The sequence below is a fragment of the Pseudomonas brassicacearum genome (genome assembly GCF_000585995.1).
GTDB classification, from domain to species: Bacteria; Pseudomonadota; Gammaproteobacteria; order Pseudomonadales; family Pseudomonadaceae; genus Aquipseudomonas; species Aquipseudomonas brassicacearum_A.
The window spans coordinates 4,238,126-4,262,591 of sequence record NZ_CP007410.1; the positions used below are offsets into that span (position 1 = coordinate 4,238,126).

Consider the following 24,466-nt stretch of genomic DNA (forward strand, 5'->3'; position numbering starts at 1 on the left):
AAGGGGATGACCATGCGTTACAGATCTCAATCCGTCGCTTACTGGTACTTCGCCGTTGCCATGGCGCTATTCGGTCTGCAACTGGTATTCGGCTTGCTCTCGGCGGCCAAATACCTCGGACCGGATCCCCTGATGGACGTGTTGCCCTTTGATGTCACCAAGGCAATACACACCAATCTGTTGATCGTCTGGGTACTGACCGGGTTCATGGGGGCAACCTACTGGATGGTGCCGGACGAGTCCCGTGGCGAGTTGCACAGCACCAAACTGGCGTATATCCAGCTCGGGTTGTGGACGGCCATGGGGGTCACCGCCGTGCTGGGCTATCTGTTCGGTTATGGCACCGGGAACAAACTGCTCGAACAACCGCTGCCGCACAAGATCGTGATCGTGATCTGCATGCTGATGTTTCTCTACAACATCGGCATGACCATCAAGAAAGCCGGGCGTTTCACTGCCACCGAAGGCGTTCTTTTGTTGGGCCTGGCCAGTGCCGCCGTGCTTTATTTGCCTGCACTGCTGCATTATGAAAACTACGTGGTATCGATCTACTACCGCTGGTGGACGATTCACCTGTGGGTCGAAGGTGTCTGGGAAATGATCCAGGGCGGCTTTCTGGCCTATCTGCTGATCAGACTGTCCGGTGCTGATCGCGAGGTCATGGAGAAGTGGCTGTACGTGATTGTCGGCCTGGTGTTCATTGCCGGTATCCTTGGCACCGCCCACCATTATTACTGGATCGGCGTCCCCCATTACTGGCTTCCATTGGGCGGTTTCTTCAGTGCACTTGAGCCTATGGCGCTGGTCGGTATGGCGATCTACGCCTACAACGCCATGCGCCGCTCCGGCCTCTCTCATCCCAACAAACTGGCCTTGCACTGGACCATGGGCAGCGCCCTGTTCACCATGTTTGGCGCTGGCCTCCTCGGTCTGGCTCATACCTTCCCCGACGTCAACAAATGGACCCATGGCACCCTGATTACCGCAATGCACGGCCATGCGGCCTTCTATGGGGCCTATGCCATGATAGTCCTGGCGATGATCACCTACGCACTTCCAGGCATGACCCGTCGTCCCGTGGAAGAAAGCAGTATCGGTTATTGGGCATTTTGGCTGCAGTTGGGAGGGATGTTCGGCATGACCCTGTCATTTGCCACTGCGGGCATTGCTCAGGTGTACCTGGAACGCATTCTCGGCATGGGCTATCTGGATGTGCAGTTGAAGATTCAGGTGCATTTCCTGATGCTGGTGGCGACGGCGTCGATGTTCAGCCTGGGTGTCGGGCTGTTTATCTTCGATTTTTTCCGCCATGCGCCGCAATTCAATGTCGATGAAGCCGATCCGGTTCTGGTGCCTCGTGCGTCGGGCGCAGCGTTGTAATGGATCGTTCGCGAATGCAGCAGAACCTGTCGGCCGCAGAATCCGCGCCGCAGCAAGCTGAACCCTATTACCAGTCCAGCGGCGACGAGGTGGCGATCTTCGATCAATGCCATGCACAGCAGCTGGCTGTCATGCTCAAAGGACCCACCGGGTGTGGCAAGACCCGTTTTGTCGAACACATGGCCTGGCGTCTCAAGCGCCCGCTGATCACTATTTCCTGCCATGACGACTTGAGTGCCAGCGACCTGGTCGGGCGCTTCCTGATCGGTCACCAAGGTACCCACTGGACGGAAGGCCCGCTGACCCGGGCGGTGCGCGAAGGCGCTATCTGTTACCTGGATGAGGTGGTCGAAGCGCGGCAAGACACCATTGTCGTCCTGCACCCGCTGACCGACCACCGACGCATTCTGCCCCTGGACAAAATCGGCGAAATCGTTGAAGCCTCGCCACACTTTCAATTGGTGGTGTCCTACAACCCCGGCTACCAACGAATACTCAAGGATTTGAAGCCGAGCACTCGACAGCGCTTTGTGGCGCTGGATTTCGATTTCCCGCCGGCCGAGCGCGAAATCGCCATTGTCATCCATGAAGGTGGAACCGACTACGCCATCGCCCACGCGCTGGTCACCCTCGCCCAGCGAATACGCGCCCTGCAGGACCGGGGCCTGGCGGAAGTCCCCAGTACCCGTCTGTTGATTGCCACTGCGCGACTGATTACCAGCGGCATTGCTGCGCCCATCGCCTGTCGGGTCGCGTTGATCTCGCCGCTGTCCGACGACGCGGTACTGGTCGCTGCCATGCGCGACCTTGTCGACCTGACATTTATCTAAATGGCCGAAGCCGAGGACCTCATTACCGATGTTGCACGTCACGCGACGGTGTATGCACAGGCATTGTGGCGTCGTCACCGCCCCCCCTCGGAAACTGAAAAAATCGTCACCCTCGGGGATGTCGCACAACACCTCGACTTGCTGATCAAGGCAGTGTTCAACACCCACTATTCGCTGCGCGTCGCGCAACCGCCCTCGCCCCCTACGCTGTTGAAGAAACTTTTTGTGCGTCACGAAAAGCCGTGTCAGCAAAGCGCCGTCCCAGCGACCGATGGCGTGACTATATGGCTACCGCAGGATTTGGGAAGCAGCGAGAATCCGCCCACCCTGAAGCGTTATAGAGCCCTGGCCTTGCAACAAGCGATGCGCGCCCAACGAGGCAGTGCAAACGCCCTGTCAGCCCTCGACAACCCGATGCAGCGCAGCGTCTATCTACTTCTCGAAGCTTGGGCGGCTGATGCGGATTTGATACGCCTGTTGCCGGGATTGGCGCCCTCGATCCATGACTTGCGCCAGCATGCCCTGGCGACCCGCCCGCCGCTTCACACCTTTCCCAGCCAGCGACAACCCCTGGAAAACTTCCTGCGTTTACTGCTGAACAATGAATGCGGCGCGCCTCTGGAAGAGTTGGCGACCCCCACCCACACCGCCGATTCGCTGCAACTGTCGGAAGCACTCGCGCAACGTCTCCTCCTCTGCGAAGAATCTCACGGGCTCGGCCCAGACAGGCTTCTCCTTGATGCCTGGACCGGCGACCTGCGCGAACCGTCGGCGGGTCAGGAAGTCTCGCCCCCGCCCGGTGAAGTCGACACCGACGATGCCCTGCCACGCAGTGCCCGCCTCACACGTCAGCCCACTGCGCGCGAGGCCTGTGCCGATGAGGACGACGATCAGGAACAAGGCCTATGGATGGTGCAACCCGCCGAACCGCTGGAAAAAGCCGAAGACCCCATGGGCATGCAGCGCCCGACCGACCGGGATACCGATACCCCTGCGGCTGATTTCGCTGAGTCTTTGTCCGAACTCAACGAAGCCCGGCTGGTGGTGACGGCAGGTCGCCCGAAAGAAGTGCTGCTGTCCCTCGACCCGCCACGGACCCGATTTCAGCACCGTGCACGGGACCTCGCAACCCACGCGATCAGCTATCCCGAATGGGATTATCACCACCAGGTGTACCGTGATCCGGGGGCGACCCTGCAACTGTGTCCTGTTCGGGAAGGCCCGCAGCAATGGGTCAAGCGAACCCTTGATGCTCATCGTCCGGTGCTGGATGCCATCCGTCGGCAATTCGAAAGTCTGCGGGCCCAACGCGTCAGGCTACGCAAACAATGGGACGGAGACGAAATCGATCTGGAAGCGTATATCGACGCTTGCGCCGAGGCCCGAGCTGGCCTGAGCATGCCGCAGGCGCTGTATCAGACCCAGCGTCGTGGCCGTCGCGACATGGCGATCATGTTGCTGATCGACGTCAGCGGCTCCACCGACAGCTGGCTGTCCTGCCATCGTCGGGTCATTGATGTCGAGCGCGAAGCGTTGCTGCTGGTCTGCCTGGCGCTAGAGAGCCTGGGCGAGCCTTATAGTGTGATGGCGTTTTCCGGCGAAGGGCCGCAGCGGGTCACGATCCGAACTCTGAAAACCTTCGATGAGCGTTACAGCCTTGAAGTCGGTCGGCGCATAGCGGCTCTCGAACCGGAACGCTACACCCGGGCCGGCGCCGCCCTGCGCCACGCCAGCACGTTGCTGATGCGCGAAGCTGCCACGCACCGTCTCTTATTGCTGATCTCCGATGGCAAACCCAACGATGTTGACCAGTATGAAGGCCGCTACGGCGTCGAAGACATGCGTCAGGCCGTAACCGAAGCCAAGCTCCAAGGCATCTATCCCTTCTGTTTGACTATCGATCGCCAGGCGGCGAACTACCTGCCAGCGGTATTCGGCTCGCGGCAATATGCCTTACTGCACAGACCCGAGTTGCTACCCAGTGTGCTGCTGGACTGGATCAAACGACTGGTATCAGCGTGAACGAGAGACGCCCGCCAAGGTTTTTTCATGGCAGGCGGTTTTCGGCTCATGACTGAAGTTTCCCGTCAGTGGGGAGATGACTTCATGACTGCGCCTTTTCCTGAATCCATTGGTTCCTCCTGAAGATAGGTCAGAAGGTGTAAACCTTATTCAGGACGAGGCACTGCGATGACGCGCACAGTAACTTCTAAACCTAAATCTTTGAATGCAGAGCAAGCTGTGTCGCGCAGGCCAGGCCGCGCAGTGCCTCGATGGCGCCTTTGGCATCAGCCAATACACCGAGGCCGGGTGCTCAATAACCGGGAGCAGGCCTCCACGACGCTGGATCCGACAGAAATCCAGAGCCAGATCAAAGGTTGCACGCATCAAGCCACAAGCCTTTACACCCACCAATGCCGTTGTCGAACTGAAGCAGGCCTCGATCATTGGCGAATAGTCTCTTGCATACCGAATGGAGGATGGTTGTTCATATTTCCGACAGCTTTCGAAATCTCACTGCACGGTCGACGCTGTTGACCATTTGGGATGCAGCATGAATCGTCAAAGGGTGCTGGGTAAAACCCGGTCTAGGCCGAATGTAGCCAGCCATTTCACGCGCGACCGTAAGCTGTTGATCCGTCCCTTGGGCGAGCAACGCGATAACCAGATTTTCCAGTGCAATCACACGAACACGAAGGTGAACCAACTCGGTATTTGATAATTCAGGAAACTCATTAATGCCTTGGGTGGGAAAAGCTTTTGATGTGTCTTCAGCGTCCCATCTCGAAAGCGTCATCTGAAGTTGTTGTGCAACAACCGACGATGGGGTCTTGTCTTTAGGCATAAGAGGACTCTCCAAAGAGAAGGCGAATTGTGGAGGTTCAAGCCATCACCAGCCTTTTGATCCCCTTCACGCCGGGCAACAACTCGGGTCTGGGCAACAAGGCGGATTGACGCGCGCCAAATACCGCAGGCAGATAGTTTGCTGCCTGCCGGTGGATGGTCAAACAGAAGGAATAGATGCCTTGTAAATCAGCTTCGGTGACTGCCTGGCGCATGTCTTCTACACCATAACGACCATTATGCTGATCGATATCATTAGGTTTGCCATCGGAAATCAACAATAGCAGACTATGACTGCTCACTTCGCGCATCGTAAGGTGCTGGCGTGGCTTATGGCGAACCCTGCCCCGGTGTAGCGTTCCGGTTCGAGTGCGGCAATGCGCAGTCCGACATCGTTGCCAGCCGCGAATGCTTGAGGCGCTCAGCGAGTACTCTGCCGTCTTCGACCACGATCGTCGGCCCGCCATCGAGCACACGGAAAAACCAGCGTGAGCGCTGTTTGACCAATGAGAAACCAATGTCAATGGCGTCAACGTGACAATGACCAAAACGGCGTTGGTCAACGAAAAATCATCGCCCAGCAACACCTGCTGAGCGGCCTCGCGGATCACCATCAATAACACTAGGTCGAAGGTAGTGAGTTGCGCCGGGGAGCGCCTGCCGACGATCTGAACAGAATCATCAACATCAGGTAAATGGTGTGGGACGGTCAAGAGCCCACGCCATATCGAGTTCTATCGTGTGGCAAACGACGACGTGATCGAAGTCGTCCGACTCCTGCATGACGCCCTAGAAGTGCAACTGCACCTGACCAACGACTGAACACCGACCTGGCTCAAGGGGTTAACTGGCCATGAACAGCGAAAGTCAGCCCCCTCTACATCTGAACCTGAGCGCCTAGCTGTCAGTCGACGGAGCAGTCAATTGAAGCGGGAGGTTCTGGGTCCGACCGGATGTTTGAGGCCCGCAACCAGAAACAAAATGCTCAACTTGCATACCACTTTCAATGCTGAGCAACCGCTTTTTAGGCATTTTTCATGACCAGGAGCCTAGCGATCAGCACCCTGGCCACATCATACAGAACGGGAGCATCCCAAGACCAATTTCAGGAAAGGTACTAAGCGAAATACGAGGCTGCTTGATCGCCTACACTCATGCACTTCAACGCAGTGTGGAAAAGCCAGAGTTGGCGCGAAGCCTTTCCTCACTCAATCAGTTCATCGAGATGAAAGAGCGAGCCGGCCGGGAGCGCGCGACATTGGGGGTGGTGTTCAACCAGAACCGTGTAGATTCAGAACTGCTCTCAACCTTCAGCCGAAACCTCGGCGAATTTTCAGCTTATGCTGAGGGCTTTCGCGGCAGTGCCGATGAGGCCTACGTCCGTCAACTGGACGATAAGATGGCGGCAGCCGACGCTATGGAAGTGGCTAGGCTTCAGCGACTGATTTTCGAAACGCCTATGGGCCACTCGCTCGACGTCCCAGCCGAGTCTTGGTTTAAGCTATCGACAGCCAGAATAGACCAGATGAGTGACGTCGAAAATGCGCTCAGCCTGCACATATGCAAGTTGGCCAATCAGGCGCACGACCACGCATATTTCGTGTTATGGGTTGTCCTAGGCTCGGTAGGCGGTGCAGTGGCGGCAGTGACCCTGCTGTCGTACTGCATCATCCGTAACATTAGGGCAGCAGTAGGCGAAGTCAATAACGTGCTGATCGCTCTTTCCGAAAGAGAACTCACCAGCCGCGCCACTTATGAGGGGCGGGATGAGTTCGGCACAATTGCCAACAACCTAAATCGCACGGCCACCGAGCTCAGTCAAATTATTCAAGAAATTGGAACCGCGACCGCGCAAGTGGCCACTGCAGCAGAAGAGTCTTCGGCTGTCACATTTCAGACCAGCCAGAGCCTTGAACGCCAACGCCAGGGAACGGAACTGGTGGTCACGGCCATCAATGAGATGAGCGCTACGGTTCGTGATGTTGCGCAGAGCACCGGCGATGCGGCAGCCCTGTCACAACAGGTGAGCCAAAGCACCGAAAAAGGCAGAAAAGAAATCGAGGCGACCGTCCGTGTCATCCAAGACCTGTCCGAGCAAGCGGATCAAACCGCCGCCATCGTTGTCGAGCTGAAAAATGAAAGTGATTCGATTTCCACTGTGCTAGACGTTATCCGTGGCATCGCCGAACAGACTAACCTGCTGACTCTGAACGCAGCCATCGAAGCTGCGCGGGCCGGCGACCATGGACGTGGTTTCGCGGTGGTCGCGACTGAAGTGCGTACGCTTGCTCAAAGAACCCAAGAGTCCACTGGAAACATCCAAGACATGATCACCAAACTGCAGGCTGGCTCGGATCGCGCCACCAGTTCGAAGCAGGAAACCTTGAGCAAGACGCGCACCGGTGCCTCCAATATCGAGCGCGCGGGGGAACTACTGGCGGAGATTGCCGTGGGCGTTTCGAGCATCAGCGACCGCAACATGCAGATCGCCACCGCTGCCGAGGAGCAAAGTGCCGTTGCGGAAGATATCAACCGAAATGTGATGGAAATCAACGATGTCGCTATTCAGGTCAGCGCCGGAGCTGATCAAACAGCAGCGACTAGCCCGGAGCTAGCCAGGTTGGCAGAACACCAACAAGTCATGGTGAGTCGTTTCAAAATGACTTGATATTCTTATGTACCCAGCTCGTTGGTGAATACTGATCTTTACTATTTTCTAACTCAAGCGCAGCGATAGGACGTCGCTGCGGAACCGGGAGCAAGCTCCCTCTCCCTAGAAAATAAATAGTAGATGAAGAACAGGACTTGCCGCTGTTGGACTCATATGGGACATAGCCGCTCGTCATAAAAACTGGACAAATAGGCCAGTTTGATTTTTCTGTCCTAGTATAAATTCAGGTTCGGCTGGAGAAGCCCCAATGTCGTTGGCTGAAGAACGCAAACCTGATCGCCGCAAGGAAACCCGGCTGTTCCTCTTCCTTGTCGTGTTCCTCTTTCCGCTGCTGTCGGTCGCCATCGTCGGCGGCTACGGTTTCCTCGTCTGGTTTTTCCAGATGCTGTATGGCCCTCCTGGCCCACCCCTCTGACCGGTGGCTTTTTCTTGAGGCTATTGGAGCCCGTTCATGGACGAAACCTTGCATATCGCCAGTCTTGTCGTACTTGCCCGACCGGAGATGTTCGACGCGGTCAAGGCCAACCTGCGCCTGCTCGATGGCCTGGAACTGCATCAGGAAAGTGCCGCCGGAAAACTGGTGGTAGTGCTTGAAGCCGTGCATGAAAGCCAGATCCTGCAACGCATCGACCAGATCAACAACCTGCCCGGCGTACTCAACGCGGCGTTGATCTATCACGAACTCCTCGAGCCCGAAGGAGACATCGAATGAGCATGACCCGCCGTGCATTCGTCAAGACCCAGGCCGCCGCCATTGCAGCCGCCGCTGCGGGCCTGCCGATCGTAACCTCTTCCAGCAACCTGGTAACCGAAGCGGATATGGTCACCCTGGACTGGAACAAGGCGCCCTGCCGGTTCTGTGGCACCGGGTGCAGCGTGATGGTCGCGACCCGGGATAACCGGGTGGTCGCCACCCATGGCGACGTGAAGGCCGAAGTCAATCGTGGGCTCAACTGCGTGAAAGGCTATTTTCTTTCAAAGATCATGTATGGCGTTGATCGCCTGACCCAGCCGCTGTTGCGCATGAAGAACGGTCAGTACGACAAGCAGGGAGAATTCCAGCCGGTCAGTTGGGAGCAAGCCTTCGACATCATGGAGCTGAAGTTCAAGCAAGCCCTGAAAAACAAGGGGCCGGAATCGGTCGGTATGTTCGGCTCCGGACAGTGGACGGTCTGGGAAGGCTACGCCGCCAATAAACTGATGAAGGCCGGCTTTCGCACCAACAACATCGACCCCAACGCCCGCCATTGCATGGCTTCGGCGGTGATGGGGTTCATGCGCACCTTTGGCGCCGATGAACCCATGGGTTGTTATGACGACATCGAAGCCACCGATGCCTTCGTGCTCTGGGGCTCGAACATGGCCGAGATGCACCCGGTGCTCTGGAGCCGGGTCACCGATCGCCGCCTGAGCCAGCCCCATGTGAAAGTGGCGGTGCTGTCCACCTTCGAACATCGCAGTTTCGAGTTGGCCGACATCCCCATGGTGTTCAAGCCGCAAACCGACCTGCTGATTCTTAACTACATCGCCAACCACATCATTGAAAGCGGCGCGGTGAACCAGGATTTCATCAGCAAGCACACTCGCTTTGCCCGGGGTGCCGACGACATCGGCTACGGCCTGCGTCCTGACGACCCACGGGAAACCAGCGCGAAGAATGCCGGCAAGGCCAACACCTGGACGGATATTGACTTCGAGGCGTACGCCGCCTTCGTCAAGCCTTACACGCTGGAGCGAACCGCCAGGGAGACGGGGGTTGCACCTGAGCGACTGAAAAGCCTGGCGCAGTTGTATGCCGACCCCAAGCGTAAGGTCGTGTCGTTCTGGACCATGGGGTTCAACCAGCACACGCGTGGCGTCTGGGCCAACAACCTGATCTACAACATCCACCTGCTTACCGGCAAGATCAGTGAGCCGGGCAATAGCCCGTTCTCGTTGACTGGTCAACCGTCGGCCTGTGGCACGGCACGTGAAGTGGGGACTTTTTCCCACCGACTACCGGCCGACCTGGTGGTCACCAATCCCAAGCATCGCGCCACCGCCGAGAAAATCTGGAAGCTGCCCGCCGGCACCATCCAGGAAAAGCCCGGCTTCCACGCGGTGGAACAGAGCCGCATGCTCAAGGACGGTGTGCTCAACGTGTGCTGGACCCAGGCCAGCAACAACATGCAGGCCGGACCGAACATCATGCAGGAAGTCCTGCCGGGTTGGCGCAACCCGGACAATTTCATGATTGTCTCCGACGTCTACCCCACCGTTTCCGCCCAGGCCGCCGACCTGATTCTGCCCAGCGCCATGTGGGTGGAGAAGGAAGGCGCCTTCGGTAACGCTGAACGACGCACGCAATTCTGGCATCAGTTGGTGACGGCACCGGGAGACGCCCGGTCGGACCTGTGGCAGTTGATGGAATTTTCCAAGCGCTTCACCACCGATGAAACCTGGCCCGCCGAATTGCTCGCCAAGGCACCTGAGCTCAAGGGCAAGACCCTCTTCGAGGTACTGTTCAAAAATGGCCAGGTGGACCAGTTCCCCGTCGAGCAGTTGGAAGCCGGCTACAAAAACGATGAAGCCAAGGCCTTTGGGTTTTACCCGCAGAAGGGGCTATTCGAGGAGTACGCCCAATTCGGTCGCGGCCATGGACATGACCTTGCCGCGTTTGACCGTTACCACAGTGAACGGGGCCTGCGCTGGCCGGTGGTGGATGGCAAGGAAACCCGCTGGCGTTATCGCGAGGGGCTGGACCCCTATGTGGAGAAAGGCAGCGAGGTGCAGTTCTATGGCTATCCGGACAAGAAGGCGATCATTTTCGCCCTCCCCTACGAACCGCCGGCCGAGGCACCGGATGCGGACTACCCGTTCTGGCTGAGCACCGGGCGCGTTCTTGAACACTGGCACACGGGCAGCATGACCCAGCGAGTCGAAGAACTCTACAAAGCCGTGCCGGATGCGCTGGTGTACATGCATCCCGAGGATGCCAAGGCCTTGAAAGCACGGCGCGGCAGTGAAGTGAAGCTGATCAGCCGACGCGGTGAGATCCGTGCGCGCATCGAAACCCGCGGGCGCAACAAGCCGCCTCAAGGATTGGTATTTGTGCCGTTTTTCGACGCCAACAAGCTGATCAACAAGGTCACGCTCGATGCCACCGACCCGATCTCCAAGCAAACCGACTACAAAAAGTGCGCGATACGCATCGAGTTGGTCAGCGTGGCCTGAGGAGAACCCTGATGCTTTTTCGAATGCTGCCCTTGTTTCTGCTTGCCGCGATTGGCGTGGTGATCGCGGCTGAAATCGACTACCCGCTCGACGCGCCAGCTCCGGATGGGCGTCGCCCCGGCGGCACTCTGTCCCAGAACATGCCCGCCCCGCCCATTACCGATGAAGAAAACAAAGACCTCAAACGCGAGCGTAATTACCCGGACCAGCCGCCGACCATTCCCCACACCATCCGTGGCTATCAGGTCGACGCGAACGGCAACAAGTGCCTGTCCTGTCACAGCCGTGCCAACAGCGCACGGACCCAGGCAACGATGATCAGCATCACCCACTACATGGACCGCGATGGCCAAGCGCTGGCGGCCGTCTCACCACGTCGGTACTTCTGCAACCAGTGCCATGTACCGCAGGCGGACGTGAAGCCTTTGGTGGGAAACAATTTCGAGACAATCGACAAACTGCTGCAAGACAACGCCAACGCCAACGCCACGAAGAAACCTTGAGGAGGCAACATGAAAGCACTGTTCGCCTTGCTCAAGGACTACTGGGGCGTCCTGCGTCGTCCGAGCCTGTATTACAGCCTGGGTTTCCTGACGCTTGGGGGCTTTATCGCCGGTATCGTTTTCTGGGGCGGCTTCAACACTGCCCTGGAGGCGACCAATACCGAGACGTTCTGCGTGTCCTGCCATGAAATGCGTGACAACGTGTTTGTCGAGCTCAAGGACACGATCCACTACACCAACCGCTCCGGCGTACGCGCCAGTTGTCCGGACTGTCACGTGCCACACGAGTGGACCCATAAGATCGCGCGCAAGATGCAGGCCTCCAAGGAGGTCTGGGGCAAGATTTTCGGCACCATCGACACCCGCGACAAATTCCTCGCCCTGCGACGTGAACTGGCCGAGCACGAATGGGCCCGACTCAAGGCCAACGACTCGCGAGAATGCCGCAATTGTCACAACTTCGAATTCATGGACTTCACCCGGCAAAGCAAGCGCGCCTCGAGCATGCACTCGACCTCACTGGCCAATGGCGAGGCAACCTGCATCGATTGCCACAAGGGCATTGCTCATAAGCTGCCTGACATGAGTGGGGTGAAAGGTTGGTAATCAAAGTGGTCGGGAGCCAATAGTCTTTTGTGAGAATGAATCCCCTCCATCGATATCAGTGCAAGGTGCTATTGGCAGCACGGTCACCGCCTCGATTTAAGCGATGGCGACTGAACTGTCCTGAAGGTGTCTGGACGGGGCTGACGCCACAAAGGGAAGCAAAACTAGATCCCGAGCGAAAGCAATCGCTGTTGTCTCCAGCTGTCGGTAGAAGCTGGGCGGCTGTCTCCTTTTCGATATACATCGCCCCAACAGATCCAGCAGCTACGCTTCACTTCTCTACCCCCTTTGTCTAAATTGATTTTAGGAAAAACGGGTTAGGTTCCTCCGAATTCGAATGCACACCAAGCCTTTGTCGCCCAGCCCGACCGATGGGCAACATAGTCGATGGCGCACGCTCTCCGGAGCAACAAGCAAAAGGATTTCGAAACCTACTTCGTCTGATAGGGTCGACGGAAATAGAGGGCGATAACGCCTCAGCCAGCGAAGGGCAAACTTGCGTGTACGGAGTACGGAACGTCCAGCGAACCTTTCGATTAGCCAGTCGGGGCGTTATGTAGTGGCTGGCTAACCTGGACGGCAGAATTCCCCTCTCCGGCCCTCCACTCATCCCGATGCATAGATAGGCTTAAGGGAGCACGCCGTGCCGCCGGTCAGTGCAATGGCGTAGAGGCGTGAGTCTATGGGCACAAAGTTAGCATTCAGATGTGTTGCACGCGATCGCTCTCAAGCCCGGCGACGGTAGACCGACGGTGTTGGCATAACCCGATTCAGCATTGCTTGAACCCCATCGCACGACGGCAACATCTTCGGGTGGTGCCGCGCGCCTCTCCCAAAAGCCGAGGATCTGCAGCACATCAACGCTAAAACGACGCTCAGGAGGTGTTTTGCAGGTTCAAAAGCTTGGCATTGCGCTCAAGGCGCCGCTGATCGCGGGGATCGATACCCTTCGCGACCAGCGCCCTGGCGATATCACGCAGAGCGCGAGCATCGCGTAGCGCTCGCTTATTCAACCGCCCTTTGTTTCCACCCCTTCCGCTGCTACGCTCTTGAGTCCTTGATTGGAGCCAAAACGATGCCCAGCGAATATTCACTTTCTGATGTTCTTGAGCGGCTATATCAAAATCAGCTCGCCTTGGAGGCTGCGGTGATGGAACTGACCTTGAAGGTAGAAAACCAAAGTGCAACAGATATTGGCGCCAACGTCCGAGGGGCACTTCACACGATCGGCGAGAACGCCGGACATATCAAACAGGGCTTGGCTAAGCTGAGAGCCCAGGGTCACTGATCAGCGGACCCAACGCGCCGGCGAGCTTGGCGGTTATCCTGCACAGCATAAAGGCTGGACTCGCCGAAGTCTCAGACTTCCCGCGCGTTGCGCGGCGACATCGTTAAGATACGGGGGCTCTCAACCTTTCGTTATAAGAAGCGGCGCACCTTGAGAATCTTGCCCGAAGCTACCTTATGCTTGGGCTTGGCCACTCGAATAACCTTGTGCTGACCATCGCCTACTGTCTCAACGAGCATGCCATCACGGACTTCCATCACACTGAATCCGGCCGCCAGCGTATTGATATAAGCCGCATGAATTGCGCCCTTCGCCATGGCTGGAATTTTATCTTCCAGCCGGCTCACCAGTTCATCATTCAACGGTTGGTTGGCGATCATAACGAGCTCCGCATCCAAGGCCAGCACGGAGCCAGCCATCGTGTCCCTGCTGCGATCTGGGACAAGCACCGTTCGTTCCTGGGGATGCACACGAGACCTATTGATCGTCGATGTTTCATCAGGCCCGTACCAAACTACCGCCAATGCCCCTGAAAAGCCCGCTGACATCAGCGTTGATCTTGAGATTGGGGAATGGCAATTCCTACCTCATAGAGCGAATTCGAGGGTCAATGTTTGGCCCTTTTGACTCAGCTTTTTCCCGCGATGATAACGACCCCAACCCGCTCTGCCAGATTGAGCACCGTGTCGAACACAGTCGAGTCGCCGGTCAAGCTGCGTGATGCCCCCTGCGGATGGAGTGCGCCGTCAGGAATCCGGTCACCAAAGAGCACCACCGCACGTGCCGAATCATCTTGTCGCGACACCCAAGACAGCCCTTGCGCATCTGGACACTGACGGTGGATTGCCTCGGCCCATTTGCGCGTCGCAGGATATTGATCTTTCTCAGTGTCGATCAATTGCTTGCGTGTGATGCCCAACTTACGCAGGGGCACGCTGGACAAATCCACCACGTGCAGCGGTTGGCTAACCTGGACGGCAGAATGCACCTGTCCATTTAGCTTGCCTTTGTCGAAGCTCTTGAAGCCAGCCGTATGGGGAACGTCGTGAAAGACAGTCTCCATCAAGGCGCACTCAACCGTCGTGCCGCCATACAAGGTAGGAATCGCCCGCCCCTGATCATCCTGGATCGGGCTGAAGCGTGCGTTGCCGTGTACACCGGGATTGAATTGATCAGGCTGATACTTATCCTGATGCACACGATGAAGCACATCGCCTTTGGCGATCACGGTGAAAGTGACGTGCAACGTAGCCGCAGGCGCTGGTGTGACGGACGCCGTCAAATCGGTGACAGGCGTCGCCCTACCCTCACTGGACTCGGTACGCTGCTTAGCCATGGACAATGCCCTGGATTTCATCCTGTGCGGCAGCAATCACCCGATCAGGCGCCGATGCCAGCAAGTCCTGGGGCCTTTTGCCGCCCAGAAAACTGTTATCTGAGCGGAACCAGTAAGCCATACCCCAGCCGTCCTTATGGCCAGCGAAAGCCTCAATAACTTTGGCTAATGCCTTGAACGGCCGATAGCCCGCATCCGGATCCAAGCCATAACCAGGGAAATAGTCGACCCCACCGTGACTGATGGCAAAGATTTGCCCCTGTTTTTTCCATTTGTTGGGCTGGGCACTCGGGTTGCGGGTACTCAACTGGGCCACCTGGGCGATGTCCGCGGCGGTCAGCCAATCACCGCTTTCCAAGACTGTTTTACGGGCTTGGACCAGCATTGCCGCTTCCTTGAGCAGGCGAGGCGACGGCGGCTTACGCGTCACAAACACCTCGGCCAGTCGCTCCAGCGACTTCGGATCCTGACGCTCCTGCAGCACCTCATACATTGAGGAGGCCACATTGGCGAAGTTTTCCGCCAACACCTCAAATACGCTGAGGTTGACCTGATCGAAGGACACGACCAGCACTCGGTCCGCATGCGAGCGGCTCAAGCTGGCCCGAGCCTCCTTAGGCGTACCGATCAAGGTGGAGACGCCCGATTGCTCTGTAACGCTCATGGAAATCCCCTCATCAGTTATCTGCGCTATTCAATCCTAGCATATCTTTGATAACCCCAGCCCTGGCCTAGCCTCCATTCATCCGGATGCATAGATAGGTTTGAGGGAGCGCGCCGTGCCGTCGCTCAGCGCATGGCGTTGAGGCGAGAAGCCCAAGGACACAACCTTGACATTCAGATGCTGCGAGCGAACTCGTTCAAGACATGCGTTGGAAACCGCAAGGAGCGGCATAGCAATGTGGCGCCGTCAGCAGACCACAATCTCATCACTGCAAACAATTCAGCGCACCACGAGATTGAAACTGCATGACGTCAACGCCTAAGGCCGCCCTGGAGGTGCTTTGACTCGATACTCATCACGCCCTACCGGGTACGAACTACTCCAAAGCCAAGAGCTTTTTAACTTCTGCGATGATGACATCTATGTCGAATGGCTTTGGCAACACCACATCAAACAAATCGGATCTCTGCATACCGATGTGTGCCTGAGCACCGCTCATTAAGATGATTGGCAAATGGTTGCTGGAAGGAAGAGCTCGCACAGCTGTGGCGAATTCTTGGCCGTCCATAACCGGCATCATGAAGTCGGTAAGAATCAAGGCTGGCCGCTCCCTTTCGAGCACCTCGAGTCCTTTCCGGCCATTGCTGGCTTTTACGACCATGAAGCCCTCATCCTCCAGCGCGAAGCTGAGAATGTCAGCGATCAAATATTCGTCGTCGACGACCAGAATGGTGGTAATTTTTTCAACCAGTTCAAAGACTTATGAAATTGAACCAGGCAAAGGCTCAGTCGCGACTGAAGGTTCATTTCTCAAAGCCTTTTTCAGGAAAACATCTTGATCACGAATGACCACCTCAAATCGCGAGGGGTCATAAGAACTATCTCGTACTTTAAGAATGGAAAGCGTCCTGCTTAGTTCAGAGCGACTCTCAAAGAAACGCATGAGCATCAGGTTATCGACGATGCTTGATAGGTCAGAGTTCGGTGAACTGACCTCGGAACCGAATAGGTCACGCATTTCCCATGAAGCGAATACCGTAACGCCCCTGGAGCGCAGCTCGTTCATTAGGGCGCTGTAGAAGTCTGTAATCCGTCCCGGATTTGTCGAAACGCGCGTCATGCCGCTCAGACTGTCGATGAACAGGCGCTTGATGCCCTTTTCTTTAACGATGCTCAACAGTCTTGAGCCGAGTCCATCCAACAAACCTTCAGTGGTGGGCTGCCAGACGATACTCAGCGCACCGCTTTCTTCCATGGCTTCAATGTCGATGCCCAGCGAGAGCCCTTTCAGTCGTAACCGCTGTGGACTTTCATAGAATCCAAAATGTAGGCCTGGGGCATCTGCCGTCGACTTAGCCAAAAACTTGAGACCCAGCGTCGTTTTACCGATCCCGGATGGCCCCATGACCAGAGACACACTAGAGCTGTGTAGGCCCCCGCCCAATATGTCATCCAGTGAATCAATCCCACTGGCGATACGCGTCATGTCTGCACTGTCGGACGACGAAGGACGACTGTACAAGCTTTCCAGGCGCGGGTAGACAACTAAGCCGTCATCATTGATTTCGCACTCGTGGAGGCCGGTCAATGCGCTGCTGCCTCGCGTCTTGCGTAGTTGAATACGACGTACCGAACGAGAACCGAATAGCTCTTCTCCCATTTCGATCACACCATCGACCATCGTGTGCTCTGGACTACCATCGTCAAGCCGCGAACTGGTGAGGAACAATACGGTACAACCAGCGAACGCTGCGTGGCCTTGCAGCTCTAAGATGAATTTCTTGGTATCGATAGGCGAGTCGGCCTTCGAGCGTGCATTGAGCAAACCATCGACGATCATGACGGTAGCCTTCTGCCGACTGATCTCACGCCGAAGCAATTTTACTACTTCATCCAAACCTTCGTTTTCCAGCGTATCAAATGCGCTGACGAACTGGATTTCAGCCCCAACTTTGGATGAGTCGAAAAAGCTCAAAGTAGAGAGAAACTGAAACAGACGATCATGTGACTCGGCCAGCAAGGTGGCGACTAAAACACGACCTCCATTGCGTACGTGATGGAATCCAAGCTGGTTGGCTAGGATAGTCTTGCCTGAACCTGGGCGGCCTTGGACTATGTATGAAGCACCCTCGACCAGCCCTCCATTAAGCAGAGCGTCGAGCCCGTCGATTCCGCTTTGAAGGCGTTTTAGCTTTTCCACAATGTGACCCTGATCTGAAAAACAGGCTTTTTTAGCCGGATGAACGAAATGCTACCGCCATTCCTAATTCGAGGCTATTCAGGTTGAGTAGAAAGTTGACGAGGAAGATCGTTCGCTTTGGGTGCTAAGTAACCACCCAAAAGCGAACGCTTCCGGTCCTAAGCTGCCAGTCGATGCAGCTTTTCGCCTAGCCTTCGCTAGGATTGGCTTGTCTCAGACATGGCCGATGAACGGGCGAGTTCTCGGCGGCATAAAATGACGTTAACGAGGCTCCAGCCACCTATAGTGCTAGCTGTATTTCTGACTTATCCTCTGATCCCTACAATCCCGAGGCTGCATCATGGATAGACTAAGTAGGGCCGAAATAGAAGATGCCCTGGGCCGCTTACTGCCTGGTAGCACGGTCAAATGTATCTTGTGCGCTGACGGTACTGCCTCACTTACGGTAACCGGTGAGACCGGGGAGTCATTTGCAGTTGTGGGATTGGTGAGAAGCGACTATCGAGGTGAAGCTGGATTAAAAATCCTCGCGAAACATATCTTTGGAGATATTCAGCTAGCCCGACAGGGCTTGAAAACCCACAGAGCGCAGCCGCTCGACAATCTCAACAATCAATCCAGCATGACCATCCCGCTGCGACACAAAGTCCGCCACTAGACGGGTTTCTGTTTGATCTTTTTCGCTAAACTCGTGTACGAAACTTCCGCGATGGATCGGGCGTAGAACGCTACAGCTTCCTCAGCAAGCCCGCGCCATTCAATGTTAAGCGCATGCGGACAATTCGACGCAGTGACTATGACGCCCTCGCTAAGCAGGCTGAGCGCGAGCTGCTGGAATGCTTCGGCGACCTGAAGATTATGCCCTGATTTCCCGCCGCATCACATGGTCTAAGTAATCTCCAGGGGGCCACGTTGAGGATTTGTAGGCATCAAGCCTTGCGATAAATACCCAGTCGAGCCGTAGATGGAAGGGGTAACAGCTTCGTCGACGTGAGAGTCATGGCCCTCCCTACACCGAACGCTAGCGCTGTACTCATAGACTCCCCCGGCCGCTCCTTATAGTACTCCTCAAAAAGCATCGAACCTTCTCCGTCGTAGGCACCAACAAACAATTGAACCGCCCCAGCGCGGGAAGTCCGCACCTGCACATCAATCTGCCCCCCGTCTGAGAGCAAGCCATCGTGACAACGATTGTGAAGCTCGCTATCGGACCATTCCCAAAACACTCGCCTTCGTTGTTTTAAATACATCTGTCGTGGCCTTGGGGAATTATTTTTATCTTTTACTCCTTATTTAATCTGAAAAGTAAAGAAATCGAACTTTTTATTGAACTATAATCGCGCGGCGCGGTATTAGCAGGCCCGTGCCTCTTCTTACCAGCTTGCCGGTGAACCGGGCGAGAATGTCGATAAAAAATCTGCTGCGCGATGCTGCGATTGGCGCCAAGTTCGGCTTTAGAGAGCGAATTCGAGGGGCGCTGCTCGGTCATTTTTGACTCAGTTTTCCCCGCGATGATGACGTCCGATCAGGTCCGCCAAATCTAGCACCGTGTCGAACACACTCGAATCCTCAGTCAAGCTGCGCGATGCCCCCTGCGGATGGAGCGCACTCTCAGGAATCCGGTCACCGAAAAGCACCACCGCACGTGCAGAGTCATCTTGTCGCGACACCCAAGACAGCCCTCGTACATCAAGGTATTGACGGCGGATCACCTCTGCCCATTTGCGAGCCGCGGGGTATTGATCTGTCTCAGAGTCGATAAATTGCTTGCGAGTGACGCCTAGCTTACCCAGGGGCACGCCGGACAAATCAGCCAAGTGCAGTGGCTGCACCTGACCCGCCCTCCACTCATCCCGATGCATAGATAGGGTTAAAGGAGCACGCCCTGCCGTCGGACAGTGCAATGGCGTAGAGGCGAGAAGAAGGACACGAAGTTAGCATTCAGATGTGTTGCACGCGGTCTCTCTCAAGCCCAGCGACGGTGGAACGAGAGTTGGCATAACCCGATTGTATGCGTCCGGCAAAGTCATCTAGCATAAGTTTGCCAGCTCGGCGAAACCTCAGGAACTCAGTCCCAAAGAGGCTGCATGCTAGGTCTGGTATAACCCCAAACGCGTGGCACTCCATCCTCTAGAGAAAAGGGAAGGTTGTGCTTTCTTAGCGTGGAGAGTAGCCAATCCAGTGAAACCGCTCTGAGTTCGATCCACTCAATTTCTGCTACCGGATGGATGTGGTAATGCCATTCTCGCTCCCAATCTGTGCAGTAATCGCTTGGAGCTAAGGTACTGTGCAATCTGAACTCTGGCTTCATTTGCGGGGCGTTAATCATTGCGTTGATCAGCTCAGCCCATCTGGTGTTGTTCATGACGGGAAAAATGATGCCCGCAGTCAGCAGCCTGCGAATTTTCGCTTTTGTAATCTCGTCGAGTTCAGGCAGCTGATACATAAGATTCGCGCAATTGTATGAAGTGAGAACAGTCTAACCCAACACACATTGCGTGATTAAACGGGCGCCCACCTGTGTGGCAGCAACTCAGTAATCTCACTCATCCGCTGCGTCGGCAGGCGATTGAGGACATCTTTCAAGTACGCATACGGATCATGTCCATTGAGACTTGCCGACTGGATCAAACTCATGATCGCAGCTGCACGTTTACCGCTGCGTAAAGAGCCCGCGAACAACCAGTTCGAACGCCCAAGTGGCCAAGGCCGGATTTGGTTTTCGCACCAATTATTGTCAATTGGGACGGCCCCATCATCGAGATAGCGCGTCAGCGCTATCCAGCGTTTGAGGCTGTAATCCAAAGCCTTGGCAATGGCCGATCCCTCAGGTACAAGCTGCCTCTGGGCGATCATCCAGGTATGAAGTACGTCGATGATTGGCGCTGCTTTCTCTCGCCGTATTCGCTGCCGATCGCCCGGTTCCAGCTCGCGGACTTCTCGCTCAACTTCGTATAAAGCTGCGATGTAGTGCAATGCCTTTTCGGCGATCTGGCTCTTGTTGGTCGCGTGCAAGTCGAAGAACTTGCGTCGTGCATGGGCCATGCAGCCGATCTCCGTAACACCCAGTTCAAATCCTGCTTTGTAGCCAGCGAAGTCATCGCACACCAGCTTCCCGTTCCAGTGGCCGAGGAAGTTCCGGGCATGTTCGCCAGCACGGCTCTGACTGAAGTCATAAATGACGGCCGCCAGATCGGAGAACTGGCTGGTGGCATAAGCCCAGACATAAGCGCGATGAGTTTTCTTCGCGCCTGGCGTCAGCATTTGTACCGGGGTTTCGTCGGCGTGGACGACACCATGCGTCAGCACGGCTTCACGCAGCGCGTCCACCAGCGGCTGCAATTGCACGCCGCAGTTGCCCACCCATTGCGCCAAGGTCGAGCGAGCAATAGGTAGTCCGGCGCGGCCGAAGATTTTCTCCTGCCGATACAGCGGCAGATGGTCGGCAAACTTGGCCACCATGACGTGGGCCAGCAGGCCCGCTGTCGGTATGCCTTTGTCGATAACATGCGCCGGTACCGGCGCCTGGATCAGCGTTTCGCATTGTTCGCAGGCCCATTTCCCACGGATGTGGCGCTCGACCGTGAACACGCCGGGCGTGTAGTCGAGCTTTTCGCTGGCATCTTCGCCGATGCGTTTTAAGGCGCAGCCGCACTGGCAGTGGCTGTTTTCCGGTTCGTGATGGATCAACGTGCGAGGGAACTGCGATGGCAGCGCAGCGCGCTTGGGCTGCTGGCGAACTTTGGCTTCGACTGCTGCTGGTTGCAGCGCCTCAAGTTCGGCTTCGATAGCCGCGATATCGGTGTCGATCAAGTCGTCGAGCAAGCTGGCTTGATCCGAACTTAGCTGCTCGCTACGCTTGGCAAATTTGAAGCGTTTGAGCAACGCGATCTCGTGGGCCAGCTTCTCGTTGACCGACTTGTGATGGGTAATTTGCTTGTCCATCGTCTCGACACGCTGGATCAACTGCGCCGCCAAGGCACGCAGTTCTTCAGGGTTTAATTGATCGAGATTCGGATGCGAAGTCATGCCGCCGATTTTGCCAGAGAGGGCTAATGGCGGCGATAGACTGATGGGCCAATTGCGCTGGCAAGCGCGCCATGGCGGGTGTTAAAGCGTCGAGATAATTCCGCCTGCACCGACGCGTTGCCAAGGTAAACCGAGTACCAGGGCCTGAAGTTGCTCGGCATCCAACTCAACTTCGGAGCCGTGGCGCACACTAGGCCAAAAGAAGCGCCCTTGATTCAAGCGCCGGGCTGCAAGCCAAATCCCTACACCGTCATGCACCAACACTTTCACGCGATTGGCGCGGCGGTTGGCGAACAGATAAGCACAGTGCGGCTTCGCCGCACCGAACACCGCCACGACCCGCGCGAGTGCGGTTTCAGTGCCGGCGCGCATGTCCATGGGCTCGGTGGCGAGCCAGATGAAGTCGATGCGGATCATCGCAGCAGGTCTCGCAGGAAAGCAGAACACGCCGCTGCGTTTTCTGCCGGCCAACTCACCACGACTACGCCTTTTGAATGAGGCACTTCAATCCTAATCGTGGCAGGAAGGGCTTGATGCACCGCTGCCGATGGCGATGCCTTGATCGGGATGAAGGCGGTTTGCAACGCCAGAGTTTTCTGCGCATGCACCCGAATCCATTTATGGACGAGGTTGGCATTGAGGTTGTGGGTCAAAGCGACATTGGCAATCGAGATGTCAGGCTGTGCGCACTCGGCAATGACCTGGGCCTTGAAGGACTTGGAATAGGAACGACGTTCTTGTGACATGGGCGTCCGCTTAAAAAGGCTAGAAATGGTGTCCACTTAAATTTAGGTGGACACCATCGCCTCAAGCGACGGTGTCAGGAAGGTGTATTGCCCGGACGGTTACACCCGATTCAGCATTGCTTGAACCTCAGTGCTCGACGGCAAAATCTTCGGGTGGCACCTCTCTCCCAAGGACCGAGGATTTGCAGCACATCAACGCTAAAACGACGTTCAGGAGGTGCTTTGCAGGCCCAACAGCTTGGCATTGCGCTCAAGGCGTCGCTGATCGCGGGGATCGATACCCTTCGCGACCAGCGCCCTGGCGATATCACGCAGAGCGCGAGCATCGCGCAGACCTATTTCAGGATAAGTACCGAGCGAAATACGAGGCTGCTTGCCCGCCCAGGAAAAGCGGAAGTGCCAGCTCTTGGTGCCTTTCGTATTCACGAAAAGTGCGAGGCCATCAAAGTCAGGAAGGGTATAGTTTTTGGCGCGAGGTTTGGCGTGCCGGATCGCCGTATTGGTAAGGACCATCGTATTAACTCCCTCATGTGAAATGAAGGTGTGTTGTACAGTTTTCAGAGTACCAAGCTGCTCAAAAAACTGATTTACCAAGCGTCGAATTGATGTACTAAAAAATGTACTAAAAAATCGTGGATGCTAATGTATCAGAGTAGACTTTACTGGAACGAAAAAAGAGGCCGAGGCCTCTTTTTTTGACTTCTAAATACTTCAATGGAAGTCTATAGAAAAATAATTGGAGCGGGAAACGAGACTCGTATCTGGTGTCCGACTCGTTGAAATATAAGGGGTTTCTTTTCTTTGCTGGGCAGGAGAAGACTTGATTCTGGACTTGTTTTTAAACTGTATCAAGAGCAAAAGTAGTCGCAATTCCAAGCCAAGCTGTCGAGATCTATTGACAGCCAATCGGGGGGAGCAGTCATTCAACCAATGACCTCTATTTCGCTGGATTGGCTCGGAGCTACATACCGCCGAAAAAAGTGCGGCCCCACACCCTCCAACCTTCACGTTGACAGTCGACCGCTTAAACAAGAGCGTTTTCGGTGATTGAATGCTTCTCTCGTGCTGTCTGACAGTTGCGCCGATCGACTGGCCCGATTATATCGAAATATGTCCTTCAGGCCACTATTGTGATACGACGCAGTAGGCAAGAATGCGGTTCTCTACAGATTAATAGGATCAAATCCAATGATTTTCAGAAAACTGCCCCTGGCACTCAGCTTCGCTTGCGCTACTGCCAGCACATGGGCATTCGCCAATACAGATATCTCGCCCGCACCGATCACGACCCAAAAAGTGGATTTTCAGCAAATTCGTAACGCAACAGTGAAAATCACCTACGGCGACACAACGTTTCTGATCGATCCGATGCTCGCGAAAAAGGGAACCTATCCTGGTTTTGAAAATACGTACCGAAGCGATCTCCGCAACCCAATGGTCGATCTCACCGAATCACCTACCGAAGTAATCACTGGCGTGGATGCTGTCATCCTCACACACACGCATCTTGACCATTGGGACGATGCCGCACAGAAAGCGCTGCCTAAGGAAATCCCTCTATTCACTCAAGATGAGGACGATGCGAAACTGGTTCGTTCCCAAGGCTTTAAAAATGTGCACGTACTGACTGGCGAAGCTGAGTTTGGCGGAGTCAAAATCACTAAGGCAGGTGGTCAGCACGGCACCGATGAGATGTATGCCGTGCCTCCCCTCGCGAAACTTCTGGGCGAGGCAATGGGCGTTGTGTTTCAAGCCCCAGGCTACAAAACTCTTTACCTTGCCGGCGACACCATCTGGCGAAAGGAAGTAGATCAGACCATTCAAAAATATCAGCCCGAAGTTATCGTACTTAATACCGGGAAGGCGAAGGTGAATGGGTTCGATAGCGCAATCATCATGGGCGAGGACGACGTCCTACACGCATCCCAAGCGGCAAAAAACGCGAAGATAGTCGCCGTGCATATGAATGCTATTAACCACACCTCGCTAACACGTGAAGCGCTGCGCATTTACGTCAAGAAGCAAGGTATCGAAAGTCGCGTCGACATTCCAGAAGACGGTGCTTCGCTGGAATTTTGACTTAAACCTTCCAGGGGCGGGGTAATAGTTCTTTACTCCCGATCCCAGCTTAATCTCCAAATTATTGGACAATCGAC

At 55.7% G+C, this 24,466-nt stretch carries 22 protein-coding genes and 7 pseudogenes; 13 read left to right on the forward strand and 16 right to left on the reverse strand.

Annotated elements, in window-relative coordinates; translation table 11 throughout:
• Positions 1 to 12: 12 nt before the first annotated feature.
• From CD58_RS17870 to CD58_RS17880, 3 genes are read left to right on the forward strand one after another with little or no spacing between them, the layout of a single operon-like run.
• Positions 13 to 1,380, forward strand: coding sequence for a cbb3-type cytochrome c oxidase subunit I (locus tag CD58_RS17870; RefSeq protein WP_025214368.1), 1,368 nt, complete (start codon positions 13 to 15; stop codon positions 1,378 to 1,380).
• 14 nt (positions 1,381 to 1,394) lie between these two features.
• The gene (locus CD58_RS17875; protein WP_025214369.1) at positions 1,395 to 2,210 is read left to right on the forward strand and encodes a CbbQ/NirQ/NorQ/GpvN family protein; all 816 of its coding nucleotides are present in this window, start codon (positions 1,395 to 1,397) and stop codon (positions 2,208 to 2,210) included.
• Positions 2,211 to 4,232 carry a nitric oxide reductase activation protein NorD gene (locus CD58_RS17880; RefSeq protein WP_025214370.1) on the forward strand — a complete coding sequence of 674 codons (2,022 nt, stop codon included), beginning with the start codon at positions 2,211 to 2,213 and terminating at the stop codon, positions 4,230 to 4,232.
• Between the two features lie 466 nt (positions 4,233 to 4,698).
• Here CD58_RS17880 and CD58_RS17885 read toward each other — a convergent pair whose 3' ends face one another.
• The 3 genes and pseudogenes from CD58_RS17885 to CD58_RS31685 form a co-directional block, all read right to left on the reverse strand.
• Positions 4,699 to 5,055, reverse strand: a complete 357-nt coding sequence (locus CD58_RS17885; RefSeq protein WP_025214371.1) for a hypothetical protein — start codon at positions 5,053 to 5,055, stop codon at positions 4,699 to 4,701.
• A 37-nt stretch (positions 5,056 to 5,092) separates the two neighbouring features.
• Positions 5,093 to 5,451, reverse strand: a pseudogene (locus tag CD58_RS17890) (hypothetical protein); the annotation flags it as partial.
• A 2-nt stretch (positions 5,452 to 5,453) separates the two neighbouring features.
• A pseudogene (locus CD58_RS31685) lies at positions 5,454 to 5,742 on the reverse strand (DUF421 domain-containing protein); the annotation flags it as partial.
• Between the two features lie 14 nt (positions 5,743 to 5,756).
• Here CD58_RS31685 and CD58_RS31690 point away from each other — a divergent pair.
• The 8 genes and pseudogenes from CD58_RS31690 to CD58_RS17920 form a co-directional block, all read left to right on the forward strand.
• A pseudogene (locus CD58_RS31690) lies at positions 5,757 to 5,876 on the forward strand (type II toxin-antitoxin system RelE/ParE family toxin); the annotation flags it as partial.
• 184 nt (positions 5,877 to 6,060) lie between these two features.
• A pseudogene (locus CD58_RS31925) lies at positions 6,061 to 6,861 on the forward strand (nitrate- and nitrite sensing domain-containing protein); the annotation flags it as partial.
• A gap of 288 nt (positions 6,862 to 7,149) precedes the next feature.
• Positions 7,150 to 7,722, forward strand: a pseudogene (locus CD58_RS31930) (methyl-accepting chemotaxis protein); the annotation flags it as partial.
• A 250-nt stretch (positions 7,723 to 7,972) separates the two neighbouring features.
• The gene (napE, locus tag CD58_RS17900; RefSeq protein WP_025214373.1) at positions 7,973 to 8,140 is read left to right on the forward strand and encodes a periplasmic nitrate reductase, NapE protein; all 168 of its coding nucleotides are present in this window, start codon (positions 7,973 to 7,975) and stop codon (positions 8,138 to 8,140) included.
• A 36-nt stretch (positions 8,141 to 8,176) separates the two neighbouring features.
• The gene (locus CD58_RS17905; RefSeq protein WP_025214374.1) at positions 8,177 to 8,437 is read left to right on the forward strand and encodes a chaperone NapD; all 261 of its coding nucleotides are present in this window, start codon (positions 8,177 to 8,179) and stop codon (positions 8,435 to 8,437) included.
• Positions 8,434 to 10,938, forward strand: a complete 2,505-nt coding sequence (napA, locus tag CD58_RS17910; protein ID WP_025214375.1) for a nitrate reductase catalytic subunit NapA — start codon at positions 8,434 to 8,436, stop codon at positions 10,936 to 10,938. Before CD58_RS17905 ends, napA begins: the two co-directional genes overlap by 4 nt.
• A gap of 11 nt (positions 10,939 to 10,949) precedes the next feature.
• Positions 10,950 to 11,441, forward strand: coding sequence for a nitrate reductase cytochrome c-type subunit (locus CD58_RS17915; RefSeq protein ID WP_025214376.1), 492 nt, complete (start codon positions 10,950 to 10,952; stop codon positions 11,439 to 11,441).
• A 9-nt stretch (positions 11,442 to 11,450) separates the two neighbouring features.
• Positions 11,451 to 12,047 carry a cytochrome c3 family protein gene (locus tag CD58_RS17920; RefSeq protein ID WP_013692861.1) on the forward strand — a complete coding sequence of 199 codons (597 nt, stop codon included), beginning with the start codon at positions 11,451 to 11,453 and terminating at the stop codon, positions 12,045 to 12,047.
• Between the two features lie 58 nt (positions 12,048 to 12,105).
• Here the strand turns inward: CD58_RS17920 and CD58_RS29380 are convergent.
• Positions 12,106 to 12,276, reverse strand: a pseudogene (locus CD58_RS29380) (transposase); the annotation flags it as partial.
• Between the two features lie 846 nt (positions 12,277 to 13,122).
• Here CD58_RS29380 and CD58_RS17925 point away from each other — a divergent pair.
• Positions 13,123 to 13,335: a hypothetical protein gene (locus CD58_RS17925; RefSeq protein ID WP_025214377.1), complete on the forward strand. Its 213-nt coding sequence runs from the start codon at positions 13,123 to 13,125 to the stop codon at positions 13,333 to 13,335.
• Positions 13,336 to 13,466: 131 nt separating this feature from the next.
• Here the strand turns inward: CD58_RS17925 and CD58_RS17930 are convergent, their stop codons facing one another.
• The 12 genes and pseudogenes from CD58_RS17930 to CD58_RS17985 form a co-directional block, all read right to left on the reverse strand.
• A complete protein-coding gene (locus CD58_RS17930) occupies positions 13,467 to 13,715 on the reverse strand; it encodes a hypothetical protein (protein WP_025214378.1) in 249 nt (82 codons plus the stop codon).
• Between the two features lie 248 nt (positions 13,716 to 13,963).
• Positions 13,964 to 14,671, reverse strand: a complete 708-nt coding sequence (locus CD58_RS17935) for an RES family NAD+ phosphorylase (RefSeq protein ID WP_025214379.1) — start codon at positions 14,669 to 14,671, stop codon at positions 13,964 to 13,966.
• Positions 14,664 to 15,245 carry a hypothetical protein gene (locus tag CD58_RS17940; RefSeq protein WP_320109833.1) on the reverse strand — a complete coding sequence of 194 codons (582 nt, stop codon included), beginning with the start codon at positions 15,243 to 15,245 and terminating at the stop codon, positions 14,664 to 14,666. The genes CD58_RS17935 and CD58_RS17940 overlap by 8 nt, the downstream gene beginning before the upstream one ends.
• Positions 15,246 to 15,711: 466 nt before the next feature.
• Complete coding sequence (locus CD58_RS17945; protein ID WP_025214381.1) at positions 15,712 to 16,074, reverse strand: response regulator; 363 nt, start codon at positions 16,072 to 16,074, stop codon at positions 15,712 to 15,714.
• Between the two features lie 21 nt (positions 16,075 to 16,095).
• On the reverse strand, positions 16,096 to 17,538 hold the full coding sequence (locus tag CD58_RS17950) for an ATPase domain-containing protein (protein WP_200868932.1): 1,443 nt from the start codon (positions 17,536 to 17,538) through the stop codon (positions 16,096 to 16,098).
• Positions 17,539 to 18,464: 926 nt separating this feature from the next.
• Positions 18,465 to 18,785: a hypothetical protein gene (locus CD58_RS31480; protein ID WP_025214383.1), complete on the reverse strand. Its 321-nt coding sequence runs from the start codon at positions 18,783 to 18,785 to the stop codon at positions 18,465 to 18,467.
• 246 nt (positions 18,786 to 19,031) lie between these two features.
• Positions 19,032 to 19,397: an RES domain-containing protein gene (locus CD58_RS30600; protein ID WP_144238590.1), complete on the reverse strand. Its 366-nt coding sequence runs from the start codon at positions 19,395 to 19,397 to the stop codon at positions 19,032 to 19,034.
• Positions 19,398 to 19,603: 206 nt separating this feature from the next.
• Entirely contained in the window at positions 19,604 to 19,981 is a 378-nt protein-coding gene (locus CD58_RS17965; protein WP_025214384.1) for a DUF6678 family protein, read from the reverse strand.
• Between the two features lie 56 nt (positions 19,982 to 20,037).
• Positions 20,038 to 21,564 carry an IS66 family transposase gene (tnpC, locus tag CD58_RS17970; RefSeq protein ID WP_025214385.1) on the reverse strand — a complete coding sequence of 509 codons (1,527 nt, stop codon included), beginning with the start codon at positions 21,562 to 21,564 and terminating at the stop codon, positions 20,038 to 20,040.
• A gap of 81 nt (positions 21,565 to 21,645) precedes the next feature.
• Complete coding sequence (gene tnpB / locus CD58_RS31485) at positions 21,646 to 21,981, reverse strand: IS66 family insertion sequence element accessory protein TnpB (protein ID WP_025214386.1); 336 nt, start codon at positions 21,979 to 21,981, stop codon at positions 21,646 to 21,648.
• On the reverse strand, positions 21,978 to 22,310 hold the full coding sequence (tnpA, locus tag CD58_RS17980) for an IS66-like element accessory protein TnpA (protein ID WP_025214387.1): 333 nt from the start codon (positions 22,308 to 22,310) through the stop codon (positions 21,978 to 21,980). Before tnpA ends, tnpB begins: the two co-directional genes overlap by 4 nt.
• Before the next feature lie 246 nt (positions 22,311 to 22,556).
• A pseudogene (locus CD58_RS17985) lies at positions 22,557 to 22,823 on the reverse strand (Arm DNA-binding domain-containing protein); the annotation flags it as partial.
• A gap of 675 nt (positions 22,824 to 23,498) precedes the next feature.
• On the opposite strand from CD58_RS17985, the gene CD58_RS17990 reads away from it, so the two are divergent.
• A complete protein-coding gene (locus CD58_RS17990; RefSeq protein WP_025214389.1) occupies positions 23,499 to 24,389 on the forward strand; it encodes an MBL fold metallo-hydrolase in 891 nt (296 codons plus the stop codon).
• The last annotated feature ends 77 nt before the right edge of the window (positions 24,390 to 24,466 follow it).

Coding starts and splice junctions, on each gene's coding strand:
- CD58_RS17870 (WP_025214368.1), top strand. CDS start 13: ATGCGTTACAGATCTCAATCCGTCGCTTACTGGTACTTCGCCGTTGCC.
- CD58_RS17875 (WP_025214369.1), top strand. CDS start 1,395: ATGCAGCAGAACCTGTCGGCCGCAGAATCCGCGCCGCAGCAAGCTGAA.
- CD58_RS17880 (WP_025214370.1), top strand. CDS start 2,211: ATGGCCGAAGCCGAGGACCTCATTACCGATGTTGCACGTCACGCGACG.
- CD58_RS17885 (WP_025214371.1), bottom strand. CDS start 5,055: ATGCCTAAAGACAAGACCCCATCGTCGGTTGTTGCACAACAACTTCAG.
- napE (WP_025214373.1), top strand. CDS start 7,973: ATGTCGTTGGCTGAAGAACGCAAACCTGATCGCCGCAAGGAAACCCGG.
- CD58_RS17905 (WP_025214374.1), top strand. CDS start 8,177: ATGGACGAAACCTTGCATATCGCCAGTCTTGTCGTACTTGCCCGACCG.
- napA (WP_025214375.1), top strand. CDS start 8,434: ATGAGCATGACCCGCCGTGCATTCGTCAAGACCCAGGCCGCCGCCATT.
- CD58_RS17915 (WP_025214376.1), top strand. CDS start 10,950: ATGCTTTTTCGAATGCTGCCCTTGTTTCTGCTTGCCGCGATTGGCGTG.
- CD58_RS17920 (WP_013692861.1), top strand. CDS start 11,451: ATGAAAGCACTGTTCGCCTTGCTCAAGGACTACTGGGGCGTCCTGCGT.
- CD58_RS17925 (WP_025214377.1), top strand. CDS start 13,123: ATGCCCAGCGAATATTCACTTTCTGATGTTCTTGAGCGGCTATATCAA.
- CD58_RS17930 (WP_025214378.1), bottom strand. CDS start 13,715: ATGATCGCCAACCAACCGTTGAATGATGAACTGGTGAGCCGGCTGGAA.
- CD58_RS17935 (WP_025214379.1), bottom strand. CDS start 14,671: ATGGCTAAGCAGCGTACCGAGTCCAGTGAGGGTAGGGCGACGCCTGTC.
- CD58_RS31480 (WP_025214383.1), bottom strand. CDS start 18,785: ATGTATTTAAAACAACGAAGGCGAGTGTTTTGGGAATGGTCCGATAGC.
- CD58_RS30600 (WP_144238590.1), bottom strand. CDS start 19,397: ATGCATCGGGATGAGTGGAGGGCGGGTCAGGTGCAGCCACTGCACTTG.
- CD58_RS17965 (WP_025214384.1), bottom strand. CDS start 19,981: ATGTATCAGCTGCCTGAACTCGACGAGATTACAAAAGCGAAAATTCGC.
- tnpC (WP_025214385.1), bottom strand. CDS start 21,564: ATGACTTCGCATCCGAATCTCGATCAATTAAACCCTGAAGAACTGCGT.
- tnpB (WP_025214386.1), bottom strand. CDS start 21,981: ATGATCCGCATCGACTTCATCTGGCTCGCCACCGAGCCCATGGACATG.
- tnpA (WP_025214387.1), bottom strand. CDS start 22,310: ATGTCACAAGAACGTCGTTCCTATTCCAAGTCCTTCAAGGCCCAGGTC.
- CD58_RS17990 (WP_025214389.1), top strand. CDS start 23,499: ATGATTTTCAGAAAACTGCCCCTGGCACTCAGCTTCGCTTGCGCTACT.